16 protein-coding genes are annotated in these 17409 nt (G+C 70.5%); 14 read left to right on the forward strand and 2 right to left on the reverse strand.

Annotation, left to right across the window (positions count from 1 at the left end; translation table 11 throughout):
- Nucleotides 1-8: 8 nt before the first annotated feature.
- The 3 genes from QR77_RS29595 to QR77_RS29605 all read left to right on the forward strand — a co-directional run bounded on the left by QR77_RS29595 (nucleotide 9) and on the right by QR77_RS29605 (nucleotide 3389).
- The gene (locus tag QR77_RS29595; RefSeq protein ID WP_040028881.1) at nucleotides 9-848 is read left to right on the forward strand and encodes a carbohydrate ABC transporter permease; all 840 of its coding nucleotides are present in this window, start codon (nucleotides 9-11) and stop codon (nucleotides 846-848) included.
- Nucleotides 849-915: 67 nt separating this feature from the next.
- A complete protein-coding gene (locus tag QR77_RS29600) occupies nucleotides 916-2301 on the forward strand; it encodes a cellulase family glycosylhydrolase (protein ID WP_040025068.1) in 1386 nt (461 codons plus the stop codon).
- On the forward strand, nucleotides 2298-3389 hold the full coding sequence (locus tag QR77_RS29605; protein WP_040025069.1) for a mandelate racemase/muconate lactonizing enzyme family protein: 1092 nt from the start codon (nucleotides 2298-2300) through the stop codon (nucleotides 3387-3389). The genes QR77_RS29600 and QR77_RS29605 overlap by 4 nt, the downstream gene beginning before the upstream one ends.
- Nucleotides 3390-3442: 53 nt before the next feature.
- Here QR77_RS29605 and QR77_RS29610 read toward each other — a convergent pair whose 3' ends face one another.
- Together QR77_RS29610 and QR77_RS29615 are read right to left on the reverse strand one after the other, a co-directional pair.
- The gene (locus tag QR77_RS29610) at nucleotides 3443-4270 is read right to left on the reverse strand and encodes an alpha/beta hydrolase (protein WP_040025070.1); all 828 of its coding nucleotides are present in this window, start codon (nucleotides 4268-4270) and stop codon (nucleotides 3443-3445) included.
- Nucleotides 4271-4324: 54 nt separating this feature from the next.
- Nucleotides 4325-4657 carry a DUF427 domain-containing protein gene (locus QR77_RS29615; protein WP_040025071.1) on the reverse strand — a complete coding sequence of 111 codons (333 nt, stop codon included), beginning with the start codon at nucleotides 4655-4657 and terminating at the stop codon, nucleotides 4325-4327.
- A gap of 109 nt (nucleotides 4658-4766) precedes the next feature.
- On the opposite strand from QR77_RS29615, the gene QR77_RS29620 reads away from it, so the two are divergent.
- From QR77_RS29620 to gatB, 11 genes are all read left to right on the forward strand, one after another.
- Complete coding sequence (locus QR77_RS29620) at nucleotides 4767-5306, forward strand: TIGR00730 family Rossman fold protein (protein ID WP_040025072.1); 540 nt, start codon at nucleotides 4767-4769, stop codon at nucleotides 5304-5306.
- 15 nt (nucleotides 5307-5321) lie between these two features.
- Nucleotides 5322-6011 carry an SDR family oxidoreductase gene (locus tag QR77_RS29625; RefSeq protein ID WP_040025073.1) on the forward strand — a complete coding sequence of 230 codons (690 nt, stop codon included), beginning with the start codon at nucleotides 5322-5324 and terminating at the stop codon, nucleotides 6009-6011.
- A gap of 32 nt (nucleotides 6012-6043) precedes the next feature.
- Nucleotides 6044-7075: a methionine synthase gene (locus QR77_RS29630; RefSeq protein WP_052489752.1), complete on the forward strand. Its 1032-nt coding sequence runs from the start codon at nucleotides 6044-6046 to the stop codon at nucleotides 7073-7075.
- 15 nt (nucleotides 7076-7090) lie between these two features.
- A complete protein-coding gene (gene ligA, locus QR77_RS29635) occupies nucleotides 7091-9346 on the forward strand; it encodes an NAD-dependent DNA ligase LigA (protein WP_040025075.1) in 2256 nt (751 codons plus the stop codon).
- Nucleotides 9347-9598: 252 nt separating this feature from the next.
- A complete protein-coding gene (locus tag QR77_RS29640) occupies nucleotides 9599-11713 on the forward strand; it encodes a bifunctional diguanylate cyclase/phosphodiesterase (RefSeq protein ID WP_040025076.1) in 2115 nt (704 codons plus the stop codon).
- Nucleotides 11714-11900: 187 nt separating this feature from the next.
- Nucleotides 11901-12197: an Asp-tRNA(Asn)/Glu-tRNA(Gln) amidotransferase subunit GatC gene (gatC, locus tag QR77_RS29645; protein ID WP_040025077.1), complete on the forward strand. Its 297-nt coding sequence runs from the start codon at nucleotides 11901-11903 to the stop codon at nucleotides 12195-12197.
- Nucleotides 12198-12202: 5 nt separating this feature from the next.
- Nucleotides 12203-13708, forward strand: a complete 1506-nt coding sequence (gene gatA / locus QR77_RS29650) for an Asp-tRNA(Asn)/Glu-tRNA(Gln) amidotransferase subunit GatA (RefSeq protein WP_040025078.1) — start codon at nucleotides 12203-12205, stop codon at nucleotides 13706-13708.
- 62 nt (nucleotides 13709-13770) lie between these two features.
- A complete protein-coding gene (locus QR77_RS29655) occupies nucleotides 13771-13950 on the forward strand; it encodes a hypothetical protein (RefSeq protein WP_236711172.1) in 180 nt (59 codons plus the stop codon).
- A gap of 88 nt (nucleotides 13951-14038) precedes the next feature.
- The gene (locus QR77_RS29660; protein ID WP_040025080.1) at nucleotides 14039-15238 is read left to right on the forward strand and encodes an ATP-binding protein; all 1200 of its coding nucleotides are present in this window, start codon (nucleotides 14039-14041) and stop codon (nucleotides 15236-15238) included.
- A complete protein-coding gene (locus QR77_RS29665) occupies nucleotides 15235-15828 on the forward strand; it encodes a DUF4276 family protein (protein ID WP_040025081.1) in 594 nt (197 codons plus the stop codon). Before QR77_RS29660 ends, QR77_RS29665 begins: the two co-directional genes overlap by 4 nt.
- The gene (gene gatB, locus QR77_RS29670) at nucleotides 15825-17336 is read left to right on the forward strand and encodes an Asp-tRNA(Asn)/Glu-tRNA(Gln) amidotransferase subunit GatB (protein WP_040025082.1); all 1512 of its coding nucleotides are present in this window, start codon (nucleotides 15825-15827) and stop codon (nucleotides 17334-17336) included. Before QR77_RS29665 ends, gatB begins: the two co-directional genes overlap by 4 nt.
- The last annotated feature ends 73 nt before the right edge of the window (nucleotides 17337-17409 follow it).

Below are 17409 nucleotides of genomic sequence, written 5' to 3' on the forward strand. Positions count from 1 at the left end.
CGGCGAAGATCCGGCGTACGCGCGGCGCCGGGCGGCGCAGGCCCAATGTGCTGGCGGGCCTGAGCGGTTTCGTCTGGCTGGCGGTCATCATCGTGCCGGTCTACTACGTGGTGATCTCCAGCCTCCGGGCCCAGCAGGGGTTCTTCGCCTCCAACCCGCTCGCCCTGCCCACCCACATCACCTTCGCCAACTACTCGCTGGTGCTGCACAGCGGCTTCGGCCGGTACTTCCTCAACAGCGTCGTCATCACGCTGGCCTCGGTGGCCGTGACCGTCGCGCTCTCGCTGATGGCGGCGTACGCGGTGGTGCGCGGCAACGGCAGGTTCGTCAGGTCGGCGTTCGCGGTGTTCCTGCTGGGGCTCGCCATCCCCGTACACGCGACGATCATTCCGCTCTACTACATGATCACCAAGGTCCACCTGTACGACAGCCTGCTCGCCCTGATCCTGCCGTCCATCGGGTTCGCCATCCCCATCACCGTGCTGATCCTGGCGAACTTCATCCGGGACATCCCGAAGGAACTCTTCGAGTCCATGCGGATGGACGGCGCGAGCGACCTGCGCATGCTGTGGAACCTCGTCCTGCCGCTGGCCCGCCCGGCGATCGTGACGGTCGGCATCTACGACGGCCTGCACGTGTGGAACGGCTTCCTCTTCCCGCTGATCCTCACGCAGAGCCCGAACCAGCGGGTGCTGCCCATGGCGCTGTGGACCTTCCAGGGCGAGTTCACCGTCAACGTACCCGCGGTGCTCGCGGCCGTGGTGCTCTCCACGCTGCCGATGCTCGCCGCGTACCTGGTGGGACGGCGCCAGCTCGTACGGGGCCTCACGGCCGGCTTCAGCAAGTGAGCGGCTTCAGCAAGTGACCGGCTACAGCCAAGCAACCCCCTTTCTCTACAGGAGATACGGCACCACCATGAACGATGCGTCCGTGATGATCCACGTCGAAGGCGGCCATCTCGCCACCGCGGCCGGCGACCCGATACGTCTGCGCGGAGTGGGGCTCGGCGGCTGGATGAACATGGAGAACTTCATCACCGGCTACCCCTCGACCGAGGAACTCCAGCGCAAGGCGCTGCTCAAGGTCCTCGGACAGGAGGCGTACGACGCCTTCTTCGAGCGGTTCCTCGACGTCTTCTTCACCGACGAGGACGCCGCGCTGCTCGCCGCGACCGGGGTGAACTGCGTCCGACTTCCCTTCAACTACCGGCACTTCGAGGACGACGACCGTCCCATGGAGCTGAAGGAGGCAGGCTTCGCGCTGCTGGACCGGGCCGTCGACATCTGTGCCAGGCACGGCATCTACACCGTCCTCGACCTGCACGCCGCTCCCGGCTTCCACAACCAGCGCTGGCACAGCGACAATCCGACCCACCGGTCGTTCTTCTGGACCCACCGGCACTTCCAGGACCGGGTGGTGCACCTGTGGGAGGCGCTGGCCGACCGCTACCGCGACAACCCCTGGGTGGCGGGCTACAACCCGCTGAACGAACCGGCGGATTCGGACGGTGAGGTGATCGGCCCGTTCTACCAGCGGCTGCATTCGGCCATCCGCGCCGTGGACCCGCACCATGTGATCTTCCTCGACGGCAACCGCCACGCCACCGAGTTCGACCTGTTCCGCGAGCCGTGGCCCAACACCGTGTACACCGTGCACGATTACGCGCTCGCCGGGTTCGCCGACAGCGGCGACTACCCCGGGGTCTCCCGGGGCCAGTACGTCGACCGCGGCTTTCTGGAGAGCAGATTCCTCAAGCGGTCCGAGTACATGCGCTCCACCAACACCCCCATCTGGGTCGGCGAGTTCGGCCCCGTCTACAGCGGAGACCCGGTCCGGGACGCCGCCCGCTACCGGGTGCTCGCCGACCAGTTGAGCATCTACGACGAGCACGAAGCGGGCTGGAGCCTGTGGACGTACAAGGACATCGGGCTCCAGGGCCTCGCCCATCTGCCGGCCGACTCGCCGTACGTACGGCGGATCGCACCGGTGCTGGAGAAGAAGGCCCGGCTCGGCGTGGACGTGTGGGGAGGCGTCGACACCGGCGTACGCCACATCCTCGACCCGCTGGAGGCCACCGTCGCCGAGGAGTTCCCGGAGTTCGACCCGCTGCCGTTCGGGCCGCAGCAGTGGATCCACGTACTGGTGCGCCACATCCTGCTGGCGGAGCCGATGGTCGACGACTTCGCCCGCTGCTTCGCCGGCTTCGACGCCGCGCGGATGCGTGCGATGGCGGACTGCTTCGCCGTCGCGAACTGCGCGGTCAGGTCACCGCTCGTCGACGTCCTGAAGGAGCACCTGTGAGGATCACGAGCATCGAGACCCTGCTGCGGGGACCCCTCGCGCTCGTGCGCGTCCGCACGGACGACGGCGTCGAGGGCATCGGCCAGACGGCGCCGTACGAGGCGGCGAACACCGTACGTGTCCTGCACTCGATGGTCGCGCCGCTGTTCCTCGGCCGCGACCCGTGGGACGTGGAGGCGCTGGTCGACGCGTGCCTGCGTACGCACTACAAGTTCCCCAGCAGCTTCCTGCACCGCGCGCTCGGCGGAGTGGACACAGCGCTGTGGGACGTACTCGGCCGGGCGACCGGACAGCCGGTGAGCAAGCTGATCGGCGGCCACGCGCGGGAATCGGTGCCGGTGTACGCGTCCAGCATGCTGCGCTCCATCACTCCGGAGGCGGAGGCGACGCGGCTCCAACAGGCCGTCGAGGAGCAGGGGTTCGGGGCGGTGAAGATCCGGGTGGGAGAGGCGATGGGCCGCGACACGGACGCGGCCCCCGGCCGTACGGAGCGGATCGTCGCGCACATCCGGGAGGTGCTCGGCGACGGGGTCGACCTGTCGGCCGACGCCAACGGCGGCTTCTCGGTGGGCCGGGCGATCCGCGTCGGCCGGATGCTGGAGGAGTACGGCTACTTCCACTTCGAGGAGCCGTGCCCGTACCCGGAGATCGAGCGGACGGCGCAGGTGGCGGCGGCGCTGGACATCCCGGTGTCCGGTGGTGAACAGGACATCTCCCTGCCGCAGTTCCAGCGGATGATCAACGGCAGGTCGGTCGACATCGTGCAGCCGGACGTGGGCTACATCGGCGGCATCTCGCGGGCGCGGAAGGTCGCCGTCCTGGCGGAGGCCGCTGGCATCCCCTGCACGCCGCACTGTGCCAACGACTCGCTGCTCCAGGTGTTCTCGCTGCACCTGGCGGTCGCGATGCCGGCGTGCTTCCAGTACCAGGAGTGGAGCGTCGAGTCGACGCCCTGGACCCAGGGCGTCTACGCGCCGATGCTGAAGGTGCGGGACGGCCGGCTGGACGCGCCGACGGCGCCGGGCTGGGGGATCGAGCTGGAGGAGTCCTTCGTACGGGAGGCGGAGAGCGAGACGTCGAGCCTCTGACGCGGCCCCGCCCGGCCGAGAGCGCTCATGCCGGGGGGCTCACGCCGGTGCGCTCACGCCGCGAAGAACTCCTCCAGCATCGGCGCCAGCACCTGGGGCGTCACCTCGTGCGTCTGGCCCGTGAGGGTCCGGTGGCGCCCGCGCGGTAACGCGGCCGCCACCGCGCGCGCCGCGTTCCGCAGGAACAGCGGGCTCGCCCCTCCGTCGATCACCAGCACACGCGCCGCGACCGCGGCGAGCCGCTCGACGGGTACGGGGCCGAGCCCCATGACCGCGTTGTCGTACACCAGCGTGTGCGCCATCGCGGTCAGGTCCGGCCAGGCCGCCGACGCCCGCATCTGTGCGACGACGTCCGCCGGCAGTCCGGCCTCGGACAGGAACAGCTCCACGGCCTCGCCCCGCCGCTCCAGCGCCAGCAGCTCGGCCAGCCGCTCCGGATAGCCCCCGCGGTCGGAGCTGTCGGAGCTGTCGGAGCTGTCGGAGCGAGCGGCCGGGGCCGTGCTGTACGGCGGTTCGTACAGCGCGAGTTGAGTGATCGGCAGCCCGGCCGCCGCCGCCTCCAGCACCAGCGCGGCGCCCGAGGACATCCCGTACACGGAGGCGCTGCCGCCCACCTCGGCGAGCAGCGCCCCCAGGTCCTCGATCTCCCGCTCCACCGCGTACGGCGCGGTGTCCCCGCTGCCGCCGCGCCCCCGCCGGTCGTACGTGAGGACACCGAAGCGCGGCGAGAGGAGCCGCGCGAGTAGCGCCTCGGTCTCGGCGGTGCTGAAAGCGCCGCCCACCAGCACGACCGGGGGTCCGTCACCCGAACGCCGGTAGGCGATCGCCGTACCGTCGCCGGACGTCACATTTCCCGAACTCACCTTGCACGCGTTGTCCATGACGGTAGAGACCGGCGGCCCGCGCACAACTCATCGCTCGGCGGAGAGATTTGTTCAGCCTCCGGTGACGACCTCCGCGTCGTAGAAGCAGAAGTGTCCCTTGATTCCCGCGACTTCGGCCTTCGGCTCGGTGTAGGCCCACACCAGGTCCGGCGCGTCGGGCAGCGACCAGTAGGAGGCGTCGCCCTTGAACGGACAGTGGGTGCTGGTGTCGGACGGGGCCAGCAGCTCGGTCCGTACGTCGTCCGGCGGGAGGTAGTAGCGGACCGGGCAGCCCGTCTCGCGCAGCACCAGCGGACGGTGGCTCTCCGCGAGGACCTGTCCGTCCCGTACGACACGTACGTGCTCGGTTCCCTGATCGACGGTGATGGTGTGACCGGTGGCCATGATGATCTGTCCCTTGTGGTCGGTTGCGGCGACGGTTGTCCCTACCCCACCTTCAGCACCGGCCGACGGCGGAGTCTTCCCACTCTCCTCGGCCATTACGGTGGTCCGCATGAACATCTGCGTCTTTCTCTCCGCCGCCGACCTCGACGACCGCTACACCGGGCCGGCCCGCGAATTCGGCGAGCTGATCGGCAGGGGCGGCCACACCCTGGTCTACGGCGGCTCGGACGTCGGCCTGATGAAGGTCGTGGCCGATGGCGCCCAGGAGGCCGGCGGGCGCCTGATCGGCGTGTCGGTGGGCTTCCTGGAGACGGTGGCCAGGCCCGGCGCCGACGAGATGGTGGTGGCGGCGGATCTCGCCGAGCGCAAGGCGCTGCTGCTCGCCAGGTCCGACGCCGTCGTGATCATGGTCGGCGGTACGGGGACGCTCGACGAGGCCACCGAGATACTCGAACTGAAGAAGCACGGCCTGCACACCAAGCCCGTGGTGCTGCTCAACACCGCCGGTTTCTACGACGGGCTCAAGGAGCAGTTCCGCAGGATGGACGAGGAGGGCTTCCTGCCCGTCCCCCTCACCGACCTGGTCTTCTTCGCCGAGGACGGCGTGGGTGCCCTCGCCTACCTGGAGGAATCCACAGGGGTGCGGTGATGCGACGATGACCGCATGGCCACACACCTGATCACCGGCGCCGGCTCGGGCATCGGCGCCGCGCTCGCGCGCCGGCTGCACGAGCGCGGCGACGAACTGCTGCTGTTCGCCCGCGACGCCGGCCGCGCCAAGGGGCTGACCGCGGGCCTCCCCGGCTCCCGCGCGCTGGTCGGCGACCTCGCCGTTCCCGACCGGCTGTCCTGGGCGCTGTCCCACCAGGCGCTGCCCGACAGGCTCGACTCGCTCGTGCATGTCGCCGGAACAGTCGACCTGGGGCCGGTCGGCGAGCTGACACCCAAGGCGTGGCACAGCCAGCTCAATGTGAACCTGGTCGCTCCCGCCGAGCTGACCAGGCTCTTCCTGCCCCAACTGCGGGCGTCGCAGGGCCAGGTGATCTTCATCAACTCCGGCTCGGGGCTGACGGCCAACGCGGAGTGGAGCGCGTACGCCGCCTCCAAGCACGGCCTGAAGGCGCTGGCCGACGCGCTGCGCCAGGAGGAGCGGCCGAACGGTGTACGGGTCAGCTCGCTCTACCCGGGCCGTACGGCCGGCCCGATGCAGGTCAAGGTCCACCAGCAGGAGGGCAAGGAGTACGACGCGTCCACGCTGATGGACCCGGAGTCCGTGGTGACGATGATCGTCGCCGCGCTCGATCTGCCGCGCGACGCGTCGATCGACGACATGAGAGTGAGGCCGAGCCGATGAGCGGGACGACCGACAGGACGACCGGAAGCACGATGAGCGGGACGGCGGACGGGACGCCGGACGGGGCGGCGAGCCGCACGGCGTACGGACCCGCCACCGGCGTCGGTTCGATGCCCGGCGGCGACGCGCGGGAGACCGCCAGGGCGGTGACCGGCACCTTCGACGCCTTCCCCCATCTGGCGGAGCTGCCGGCCCGAGGCCCCGGCTCCGACATGATCGGGCGCACCACCGGCATGCTCTCCGAGGTCTACGCGCGCGTGGAGCCCAGCGGCTGGCGCGTCAGCGACCGGCCGGGCCGCGACACCAAGCGGGCGTGGTCCTGGCTGGGCGAGGACCTCGACGCCCTGGAGGAGTTCACCCAGGGGTACGAGGGCACGCTCAAGATCCAGGCGGCGGGGCCCTGGACGCTGGCCGCCGCGCTGGAGCTGCGCAACGGCGAATCCGCGCTGAGCGACCCCGGTGCCTGCCGGGACCTGATCGGCTCGCTGGTGGAGGGGCTGACCGGGCACCTCGCCGAGGTACGGCGCCGGGTGCCGGGCGCCGTACCGGTGCTCCAGCTCGACGAGCCGTCCCTCACGGACGTGCTGCGCGGGCACATCAGGTCGGCCAGCGGCTACCGCACGTACCGCGCCGTGGACCGACAGGTCGTCGAGGACGCGCTGCGGGACGTGCTGGCGGTCAGCGGGGAGAACGCCGTGGTGCACTCCTGCGCGACCGACGTGCCGTTCGCGCTGCTGCGGAGGGCGGGCGCGGCCGGCGTCTCCTTCGACTTCAGCCTGCTCACCGAGCGTGACGACGACACGATCGGCGAGGCGGTGGAGGCGGGCACCAAACTCTTCGCCGGGATCGCGCCCGCCACCGACAGCCCGTTGTCAGACCCTGCCGGTAGCGTCATGGGTGTCAGGACGTTGTGGCGCAGGCTGGGGCTGACACCGGGGACTCTCGCCGAGTCCGTGGTGCTCACCCCGTCGTGCGGACTCGCGGGCGCTTCACCGGCGTACGCGCGGGCCGCCCTCGCCCACTGCGTCCGGGCGGCGAGATCCCTCGCGGACAACCCAGAGTGACGGAAGGACAAGACGGTGGCCGGCGACCAGCACGCACAGCCCGCATCGCCCTCATCAGCGCCCGCGGAGGCCAGGGAGAAGCACGCGCAGCTCGCTGAGCAGATCGAGGAGCACCGCTTCCGGTACTACGTGAAGGACCAGCCGGTCGTCAGCGACGCGGAGTTCGACACCCTCCTGCGGACGCTGACGGCGCTGGAGGAGGAGTATCCGGAGCTGCGCACCCCGGACTCCCCGACACAGAAGGTCTCCGGCGCCTACGCGACGGAGTTCACCGCGGTCCAGCACCGCGAGCGGATGCTGTCCCTGGACAACGCCTTCGACGACGAGGAACTGTCCGCCTGGGCCGATCGCGTCGCGAAGGACGTCGGCACGCCGGACCATCACTTCCTGTGCGAGCTGAAGGTCGACGGCCTCGCGGTCAACCTGACGTACGAGCACGGCAGGCTGACCCGCGCCGCCACCCGGGGCGACGGCCGTACGGGCGAGGACATCACGCCCAACGTCCGCACGATCGCCGAGATCCCGCACCGCCTGACGGGGGAGCGGGTGCCCGATCTCGTCGAGGTGCGCGGCGAGGTCTTCTTCCCGATGGAGGACTTCCAGGAGCTGAACGCCCGTCTGGTGGAGGCGGGCGACAAGCCGTTCGCCAACCCGCGCAACGCGGCGGCGGGTTCGCTGCGGCAGAAGGACCCCAAGATCACCGCGACGCGTCCGCTGCACATGGTGGTGCACGGCATCGGCGCGCGCGAGGGCTTCGACATCGACCGCCTCTCGGCCGCCTACGACCTGCTGAGGGAGTGGGGCCTGCCCACCGCCAAGCACAACAAGGTCGTCGGCTCCATGGACGGAGTGCGGGAGTTCATCGCCTACTTCGGCAAGCACCGGCACTCCGTGGAGCACGAGATCGACGGCGTCGTCGTCAAGCTCGACGAGATCCCGCTCCAGGGGCGGCTGGGCTCCACCTCGCGCGCGCCGCGCTGGGCGATCGCCTGGAAGTACGCGCCGGAGGAGGTCAACACCAAGCTGCTGAACATCCGCGTCGGCGTCGGCCGCACCGGCCGTGTCACCCCGTACGCCCAGGTCGAGCCGGTCACGGTGGCCGGCTCCGAGGTCGAGTTCGCCACGCTGCACAACCAGGACGTGGTCAAGGCCAAGGGGGTGTGGATCGGCGACACCGTCGTGCTCCGCAAGGCGGGCGACGTCATCCCGGAGATCCTCGGTCCCGTCGTCGACCTGCGGGACGGCAGCGAGCGGGAGTTCGTCATGCCCGCCGAGTGCCCCGAGTGCGGCACGGCGCTGCGCCCGATGAAGGAGGGCGACATCGACCTCCGCTGCCCGAACGCCCGCTCCTGCCCGGCCCAGTTGCGCGAGCGGCTGTTCTATCTGGCAGGACGCAAGTGCCTGGACATCGAGAACTTCGGCTATGTGGCCGCGGCGGCGCTGACCCGGCCGCTGGAGCCTGCCACCCCTCCGCTGGTGGACGAGGGCGACCTCTTCGACCTCGACATCGAGCAGTTGCTGCCCATCAGGGCGTACGTGCTCGACCAGGACAGCGGGCTGCCCAAGCGCGACCCGGAGACCGGCGAGGAGAAGATCGCCACGGTCTTCGCCAACCAGGAGAACAAGCCGCGGAAGAACGCGCTGGCGATGCTGGAGCACATCAGCGAGGCCAAGCAGCGCCCGCTGGCCAGGATCATCGCCGGCCTCTCCATCCGGCATGTGGGACCCGTCGCGTCCGAGGCGCTGGCCCGGGAGTTCCGCTCGATCGACCGGATCGACCAGGCCACCGAGGAGGAGTTGGCGGCGGTCGAAGGCGTTGGACCCACCATCGCCGCCTCGGTGAAGCAGTGGTTCGAGGTCGACTGGCACCGCGAGATCCTGCGCAAGTGGCGTGCGGCGGGGGTGCGTACGGAGGACGAGGGCGGCGGCGAGGACGAGGGACCCCGGCCGCTCCAGGGGCTCACGGTCGTCGTCACCGGCACGCTGGAGAGCCACACCAGGGACGGCGCGAAAGAGGCGCTCCAGAGCCTCGGCGCGAAGGTTGCGGGGGCCGTCTCGAAGAAGACCGCCTTTGTCGTCGTCGGCGAGAACCCCGGCTCGAAGCGTGACAAGGCGATGCAGTTGAAGGTTCCGGTGCTGGACGAGGCGGGCTTCGCCGTCCTGCTCGAACAGGGCCCGGAGGCGGCCAAGGAGGTCGCGCTCCTCCCCGACGAGCCGGAAGTCGAGCCCGAGACATCCCCGGAGACGCCCGCGGAGACCCCGGAGGAATAGAGGGCCGCCCGGCGGGGAACTCACCGTCAAACGATCCGTCAACTCGCACGTACGGCGCATATCAGATGGATAGGGACAGCCATGTCGCATTCATGCAACAGATGGGGACGGCTGCACGTCCAGCCGTTCTGCGGCCTACTGTTGAGACGTGCGCCTGTCGTGCGCGGTTGCGTGAATGGGATACCGGCCTCGACGGCATGAGAGACGGGCCACCGTGTGGCATCGGCACCGCCGGCTGTGAGAGGGACGGGAATGAAACCGACCGAGAGCGCCGCCCCGGCCTCACGCCCGCGCGGGTTCGCGGGAATTGTGCGCATCGTGGCCCTGGTGGCCCGGATGCCCGCACTTGTCGTGGGACTCGCTGCGGCCGTACTGGCGACCGGAGTTGCCCTCGCCCTCCGGGACGGCCGCGGGCTCTTTCCCGGCGGCACCACCGGCTGGGCGCTCGCCGTCCTCACCGGCCTCATCGTCGCCCATCTGGTGGCGCTCGGGCGTGACCGCTGGTGGGGCGGCACAGGGTCGGGCGCCGCTCTCACCCTGGCCGTCCTGCTGCTGTACGGCTGGGTGGCGGCCGGCCTGGTCAGTCTCGCCGTTGTCGTCCTGGTCGGAATGGCCCGCAGGCACCGCTGGCGCCAGGGCGTGCTGCACGGCGCCGCCGACATCCTCGGGACGGTCGCCGCCGCCCTCGTCCTCGACCTGTTCGGGGACATCCCCACGGTCGAACAGCCCTGGCAGCCGCTGGACTGGGGGATCGGCAGCATCCCCGGAGTCGTGCTGGCCGCCGCCGCCCAGCTCTGTGTCGCCAGGCTGCTGCTCTGCTACACGCTCAGCACCCAGGGCAGCGGCCTGCCGACCGTCGCCCGCACGGCCCTGCGCAGACAGAGCCTGGTCGCTGTCGCGCTGCTCGGCATCGCCCCGCTGATCTGCGTCGTCGCGGTCGCCCGGCCCGTACTGCTGCCGCTCTTCGCCATCCCGCTCATCGCCCTGGACTCCACACTCTGGATCGCCAGGGCGCGCGCCGAGGAACAACTGCGCGACCCGCTCACCGGACTGCCCAACAGACAGTGGCTGCTGGAGCGCACCTGGACCGGGCTGGAGGAGGCCGGGCGGATCGGCGCCAGATCCGCCCTGGTCCTCATCGACCTCGACAGGTTCCGCTCCGTCAACGACACCCTCGGCCATCTCGCGGGGGACCGGCTGCTGCTCCAGATAGCCGACCGGCTCCGCCTCGCCCTGCCGCGCGGGGCCGAGGCCGCCAGACTCGGCGGCGACGAGTTCGCCGTACTCCTCCCGACCTGCGACTCCACGACCAGCGCCCAGCGCGTCGCCCGCCATCTGGTCGCGGAGCTCTCCTCACCGCTCGACCTCGACGGACTCACGCTCGTGCTGGAAGCCAGCGCGGGCGTCGCTGTTTATCCGGAGCACGCCCTCGACGCCGAGGGGCTGCTGCGCCGCGCCGACGTCGCGATGTACCAGGCCAAGCGCGACCGCACCGGCGTCGAGGTCTACGAGTCGAAGCGCGACTCCAACACCCCCGACCGCCTCGGCCTCCTGGGCGACCTGCGGCGCGCCCTCGACGCCGGCGAGGTCGAGCTGCACTACCAGCCCAAGGTCCGCTTCGACGGCCAGGTCGTGGGCCTGGAGGCGCTGGTGCGCTGGGTGCACCCGGAGCGCGGCCGGGTACCTCCCGACGAGTTCATCGCCATCGCCGAGTCCTCCGGACTGATGCCGCACCTCACCGAGTACGTCCTGGAGACGGCGCTCGCACAGGTCGCCCGCTGGCGCGCCCAGGGACTGATGGCCCCGGTCGCCGTGAACGTATCGCCGCGTGACGTCCACACCCCCGGTTTCGCGGGTGCGGTCGCCGCGCGGCTGGCCCGGCACGGCGTACCGCCAGGCTCCCTCCAGTTGGAGATAACCGAACACGTCCTGCTCGAAGACCCCCAGCGGGCGGCCGACACCCTCGCCGGGCTCACCGCGCACGGCGTGAAGATGTCACTCGACGACTTCGGCACCGGCTACTCCTCGCTCGTCCACCTGCGGCGGCTGCCGGTCAGCGAGTTGAAGATCGACCGCTCCTTCGTGGCGCGGCTGGCGATCGACAACGAGGACGCGGAGATCGTCCGCTGCACCGTCGACCTCGCCCACTCCCTGGGCCTGGTCGTCGTCGCCGAGGGCGTCGAGGACGACGAGACCTGGGAGCGGCTGCGGGACCTGGGCTGCGACGCCGTACAGGGCTGGCTGGTGGCAGCGGCGATGCCGCCGCACGAGGCGACGGCCTGGCTGCGCGCCCGGGGCGAGCGCGGCTGGCAGCGCCCGGCGGAGCTGGAGGCGGCGAAGCGCGAGCAGCAGGGGCACGTCGTCTGAGGCATCTGCCGGGACCGGTCCCGGGCCTGCCCCGAAGGGTGAAAAAAGACCGACATCACCCAGTACGGACAGGGCCGGAGGCCCCGCGCGGGGAACGGGTTTCGCGGGCACCTGGGCCAGCCCCATAGGATTGGCGGGTCTCGTCAAGTTCCGTAAACCCGCACACTCAACCCCTGAGGATCGTTGCATGCCTGGCATCACGCGCGAGGAGGTCGCCCACCTCGCCCGGCTGGCGCGTCTGGAGCTGCAGGACGAAGAGCTAGAACACTTCGCCGGACAGCTCGACGACATCATCGGCGCGGTCGCCCGCGTATCCGAGGTAGCCGACCAAGACGTACCGCCGACCTCCCATCCGCTGCCGCTGACCAACGTCATGCGCGCGGACGAGGTCCGCCCCTCGCTCACCCCGGCACAGGCGCTCTCCGGCGCGCCGGCGCAGGAGCAGCAGCGATTCAAGGTGCCGCAGATCCTGGGGGAGGACTAAAAGCCATGACGGACACCAAGACCGACATCATCAGGCTCACGGCGGCCGAGATCGCCGGGCGGATCGCCGCCGGCGAGCTGACCGCCGTCGAGGTCACCGAGGCGCACCTCGCGCGCATCGAGGCCGTCGACGAGAAGGTCCACGCCTTCCTGCACGTCGACAGGGAAGGCGCGCTGGCCCAGGCCCGCGCCGTGGACGCCAAGCGCGCCGCCGGGGAGAAGCTCGGCCCGCTGGCCGGAGTACCGATCGCGCTCAAGGACATCTTCACCACCGAGGGCATCCCGACCACGGTCGGCTCGAAGATCCTCGAAGGCTGGATCCCGCCGTACGACGCGACGGTCACCAAGCGGCTCAAGGCCGCCGACATGGTCATCCTCGGCAAGACCAACATGGACGAGTTCGCCATGGGGTCGTCGACGGAGAACAGCGCCTACGGTCCCACCGGCAACCCCTGGGACCTCACCAGGATCCCCGGCGGCTCCGGCGGCGGCTCGTCCGCCTCGCTCGCCGCGTACGAAACGCCCCTGGCGATGGGCACGGACACCGGCGGCTCGATCCGCCAGCCCGCCTCCGTCACCGGCACCGTCGGCGTCAAGCCCACGTACGGCGGCGTCTCGCGCTACGGCATGGTCGCCTTCTCGTCCTCGCTCGACCAGGGCGGCCCCTGCGCCCGTACGGTCCTCGACGCGGCGCTGCTGCACGAGGCGATCGCCGGACACGACCCGCTCGACTCGACCTCCATCGACGCCCCGGTCCCCCCGGTCGTCGAGGCGGCGCGCAACGGCTCGGTGGCCGGGATGCGCGTCGGCGTCGTCAAGCAGTTCGCCGGCGAGGGCTACCAGGCCGGTGTCGTCCAGCGCTTCAACGAGGCGGTGGAGCTGCTCAAGAAGCTCGGCGCCACGGTCGTCGAGCTGGACTGCCCCTCCTTCGACCTCAGCCTCTCGGCGTATTACCTGATCGCGCCCTCCGAGTGCTCGTCGAACCTCGCCCGCTTCGACGCCATGCGCTACGGCCTGCGCGTGGGCGACGACGGCACCCGCTCGGCCGAGGACGTCACGGCGCTGACCCGGGAGGCCGGGTTCGGCGCCGAGGTCAAGCGCCGCATCATCCTGGGTACGTACGCGCTCAGCTCCGGGTACTACGACGCGTACTACGGCTCGGCGCAGAAGGTACGCACCCTGATCACGCGGGACTTCGAGAAGTCCTTCGAGCAGGTCGACGTGATCGTCTCCCCGACGACCCCGACCACCGCCTTCCCGATCGGCGAGCGCGCCGACGACCCGATGGCGATGTACCTCGCCGACCTGTGCACCATCCCGGCCAACATGGCCGGCAACGCCGCCATGTCCCTGCCCTGCGGGCTCGCTCCGGAGGACGGTCTCCCGGTCGGCCTCCAGATCATCGCGCCCGCCATGAAGGACGACCGGCTGTACAAGGTCGGAGCCGCCGTCGAGGCCGCCTTCGTGGAAAGGTGGGGACACCCACTGCTTGAGGAGGCACCGTCGCTGTGAGTAGTAGCGCACTGTCCAAGGCCAAGGGCTTCAAGAAGTCCAAGTCCGGTACGTATCTGTCGATGGCCACGACGGCCTTCGGCGCCCTCAGCGTCGTGAAGCAGGCGAAGAGGGCACGCCAGGAGAACGACACGCTCCGGCTGGTCGACGCGGCGGTCTCGGCCGCGGCGATCCTCACCGGGCTGGCGATCCTGTACCGCGAGCTGAAGCGCCTCGGCGACGACGACGTCCTGCTCGGCTGAGCCGGTCAGGGCCCGGGACCCGCCCGCCCGCCGGGCGGGTCCCGGGCCCTGACCGGCTCAGCTCGACACCCTGGAAGGAGGTGACACGGTGATCACCCGTATCGAGATCGAAGGATTCCGGTCCATCCGCGACTGCGTGGTCGACCTGTCCCCGTTCACGGTGCTCGTCGGACAGAACGGCTCCGGCAAGACGAACCTGCTGGAGGCGGTCGACCTCATCGGGCAACTGCTCGGCGAATCCCGGATGAGCCTGCACGCCGGAGGCGGGCGGATCACGTGGGACGACGACCTGCGGCCGGGGGGCGATCGGCGCGGCCGTATCGTCGACCTCTTCCACCGGCGGGGCGACGGCACCGTGGAGGACCGGCTCCGGGTCGCCGTGTGCTTCCTCCAGTCGGACTCGCTCGGTCTGCGTCACCTCCGTGTCGACGTCACGATCACCCGCGGGGACACCCTCGAAGCCCCTCATGTCGCCGGAGAGATCACGCTGCTGCCCGGGGCGCCGGCCAACTGGGACCTCACCGACGAGCAGCGCGAGCAGATCAGGGCGAACGCGGACGCCGGCCACTCCCAGCAGCGTGATACCCCGGCGACCAACTGGCACCGCCTGGCTCCGGACTCCTCCGCCGCCCGGCAGGACCCGGACCTCCACGACCACCTGCTGATCGCCGGGGACGCGCACAACCTCTCCGCCGTACTGGGACGCCTGCTCACCACCGAGGACGGGGACACCCGGGCCGCGCTGCTGCTGCGCGCCGACGCCGTGGCTCTGCTGCCGGGACTGACCGACCTGCGGTCGGTCGCCGACGTCGACCGGGGCACCTGGGAGATGGACCTCATCTACCGCGAAGCGGCCCCCGTGCCCGCGCGCCTCGCCTCCGACGGCACGCTGCACGTCCTGGCGGTCCTCGCCGCCGCGCACGACAGCGACGGCGGGCTCGGGCACGCGCTGAACGCCTGTACTACGCTGATGATCGAGGACGTCGAGAACGGCCTGCACCCCGGCCAGGTCAAGGAGCTGGTACGCCGGCTCCGCCGCACCACCGGGACCGGGACGCTTCAGCAGATCATCGTCACCACCCACTCGCCCGTGGTACTGGCAGCCGTCTACCCGGCCCACCCCGGCGACGTGCTGTTCGTGGACACGGTCACCCGGGTCGGCGGCGGCGAAGCGGGCTCACGGCACACCAGGGTGCGGCCAATGGCAGAATCGGGGGAGCGGGGCGCCTACGTACCCGCCAGAGAAGCACGCCAGTATCTCGAGACGGCGCAGGCGGGCACCAGGTGACCAGGTACCTCACCGTCGGTCTGCTCGCCGAGGGCCCCGAGGACGAGATCTTCCTCGGCGCCGTCGCCGTGCGGCAGCTCAAGGAACTGGCCGCCGGGCATCCGGTCCCGTTCGACGTCGCCGACACCCCGCTCCGCGGCGGGTGCAGCACCGCCCGCTCCGCGCACGAGCACATCTGTGCCGAGGTGGCCGACCTCGCCGAGGACTGCGACCTGCTGCTGATCCACAATGACCACCGGGAGCGCAACAAGATCGAGAAGATTCGCCAGGACGTGCCGCTGGTGCCGCACTGCCGGATGGTCGGTGTGGTCCCGGTACGGGAGACAGAGGCGTGGCTGCTCGCCGACGGGCCGCTGCTCGGCTCGCTGAAGGGCGCGATCCGCGACCTCATCCCCTCCACCGCGCGGGACGTGGAGAAGGTTCCCGACCCCAAAGCATTGCTTTCCCGCATTCTGCCCAGAGGCGACACGCGTGACCTGGCCGAGCTTCTCGGCGAGCGCGTCGATCTGTCCCGTCTCCGTAATCTCCCCGCGTACCAGATGTGGTGCGACGAACTGACGGCTGTCTTGAAGGAGTTGCATTTTCTGTGACCGCCACGCTGAGCCTGGTGCCCTACGAGGAGGCCCTTGCGACGTATGACCCCGTCATGGGTCTCGAGGTCCACGTCGAGCTGGGCACCAGGACCAAGATGTTCTGCGGCTGCTCGACCGAGCTGGGCGCCGAGCCCAACTCGCAGACGTGTCCGACCTGCCTCGGCATGCCGGGATCGCTCCCGGTCGTCAACGAGATCGGCGTCGAGTCGGCCATCAAGATCGGCCTCGCGCTGAACTGCGAGATCGCCGAGTGGTGCCGCTTCGCCCGGAAGAACTACTTCTATCCGGACATGCCGAAGAACTTCCAGACCTCCCAGTACGACGAGCCGATCGCCTTCAACGGCTACCTGGACGTCCAGCTCGACGACGGCGAGACCTTCCGCGTACAGATCGAGCGCGCCCACATGGAGGAGGACACCGGCAAGTCGCTGCACGTCGGCGGCGCCACCGGCCGGATCCACGGCGCCTCGCACTCACTGCTCGACTACAACCGCGCCGGTATCCCGCTCATCGAGATCGTCACCAAGCCCATCGAGGGCGCGGGCGCCCGGGCGCCCGAGGTGGCCAAGGCGTACGTCGCCGAGCTGCGCGAGCTGATCAAGGCGCTCGGCGTCTCCGACGCGCGGATGGAGATGGGCCAGATGCGGTGCGACGTGAACCTGTCGCTGCGCCCGCACGGCCGCGAGAAGTTCGGTACGCGCTCCGAGACCAAGAACGTGAACTCGCTGCGCAGCGTCGAGCGCGCCGCGCACTTCGAGATCCAGCGCCACGCCGCCGTACTCAACTCCGGCGGCACGGTCGTCCAGGAGACCCGGCACTTCCACGAGGAGGACGGCTCCACCACGGCCGGCCGCATCAAGGACAACGCCGAGGACTACCGCTACTTCCCCGAGCCCGACCTCGTGCCGGTCGCCCCGGCCCGTGAGTGGGTCGAGGAGCTGCGCGCCGGGCTGCCCGAGCTGCCGCGCGTGCGCCGCAACCGGATCAGGGAGGAGTGGGGTGTCACCGAGCACGACATGCAGTCGATGCTCAACGCCGGTGCCATCGACCTGATCGTCGCCACGATCGACGCGGGCGCCCCCGCCGACCAGGCGCGCAAGTGGTGGATGGGCGAGCTGGCCCGTAACGCCAACGAGTCGGGCCGCCCGCTGGACGCCCTGCCCGTCACCCCCGAGCAGGTCGCCAGGGTCGCCACGCTCGTCGCCTCGGGCGACCTGAACGACAAGCTGGCCCGGCAGGTCCTCGAAGGGGTGCTCGCCGGCGAGGGCGACCCGGACACCGTCGTCGAGAAGCGCGGACTCAAGGTCGTCTCCGACGACGGCGCCCTCGGTGCGGCCGTCGACGAGGCGATCGCGGGCAACGCCGCCGTCGCCGACAAGATCCGTGCCGGCAAGGTCGCCGCCGCCGGGGCGCTGGTCGGTGCGGTGATGAAGGCCACGCGGGGGCAGGCGGACGCGGCACGTGTGCGTGAGCTGATCCTGGAGAAGCTGGGCGTGGAGGGCTGAGACACCGGGGGCGGAGGGCCGGGGGAGCCCCGACCCTCCGCTCCGGTCCGGACGGGCGTTCGCCCGTGTCCGG

The organism is Streptomyces sp. 150FB, assembly GCF_000818195.1.
Lineage (GTDB): Bacteria > Actinomycetota > Actinomycetes > Streptomycetales > Streptomycetaceae > Streptomyces.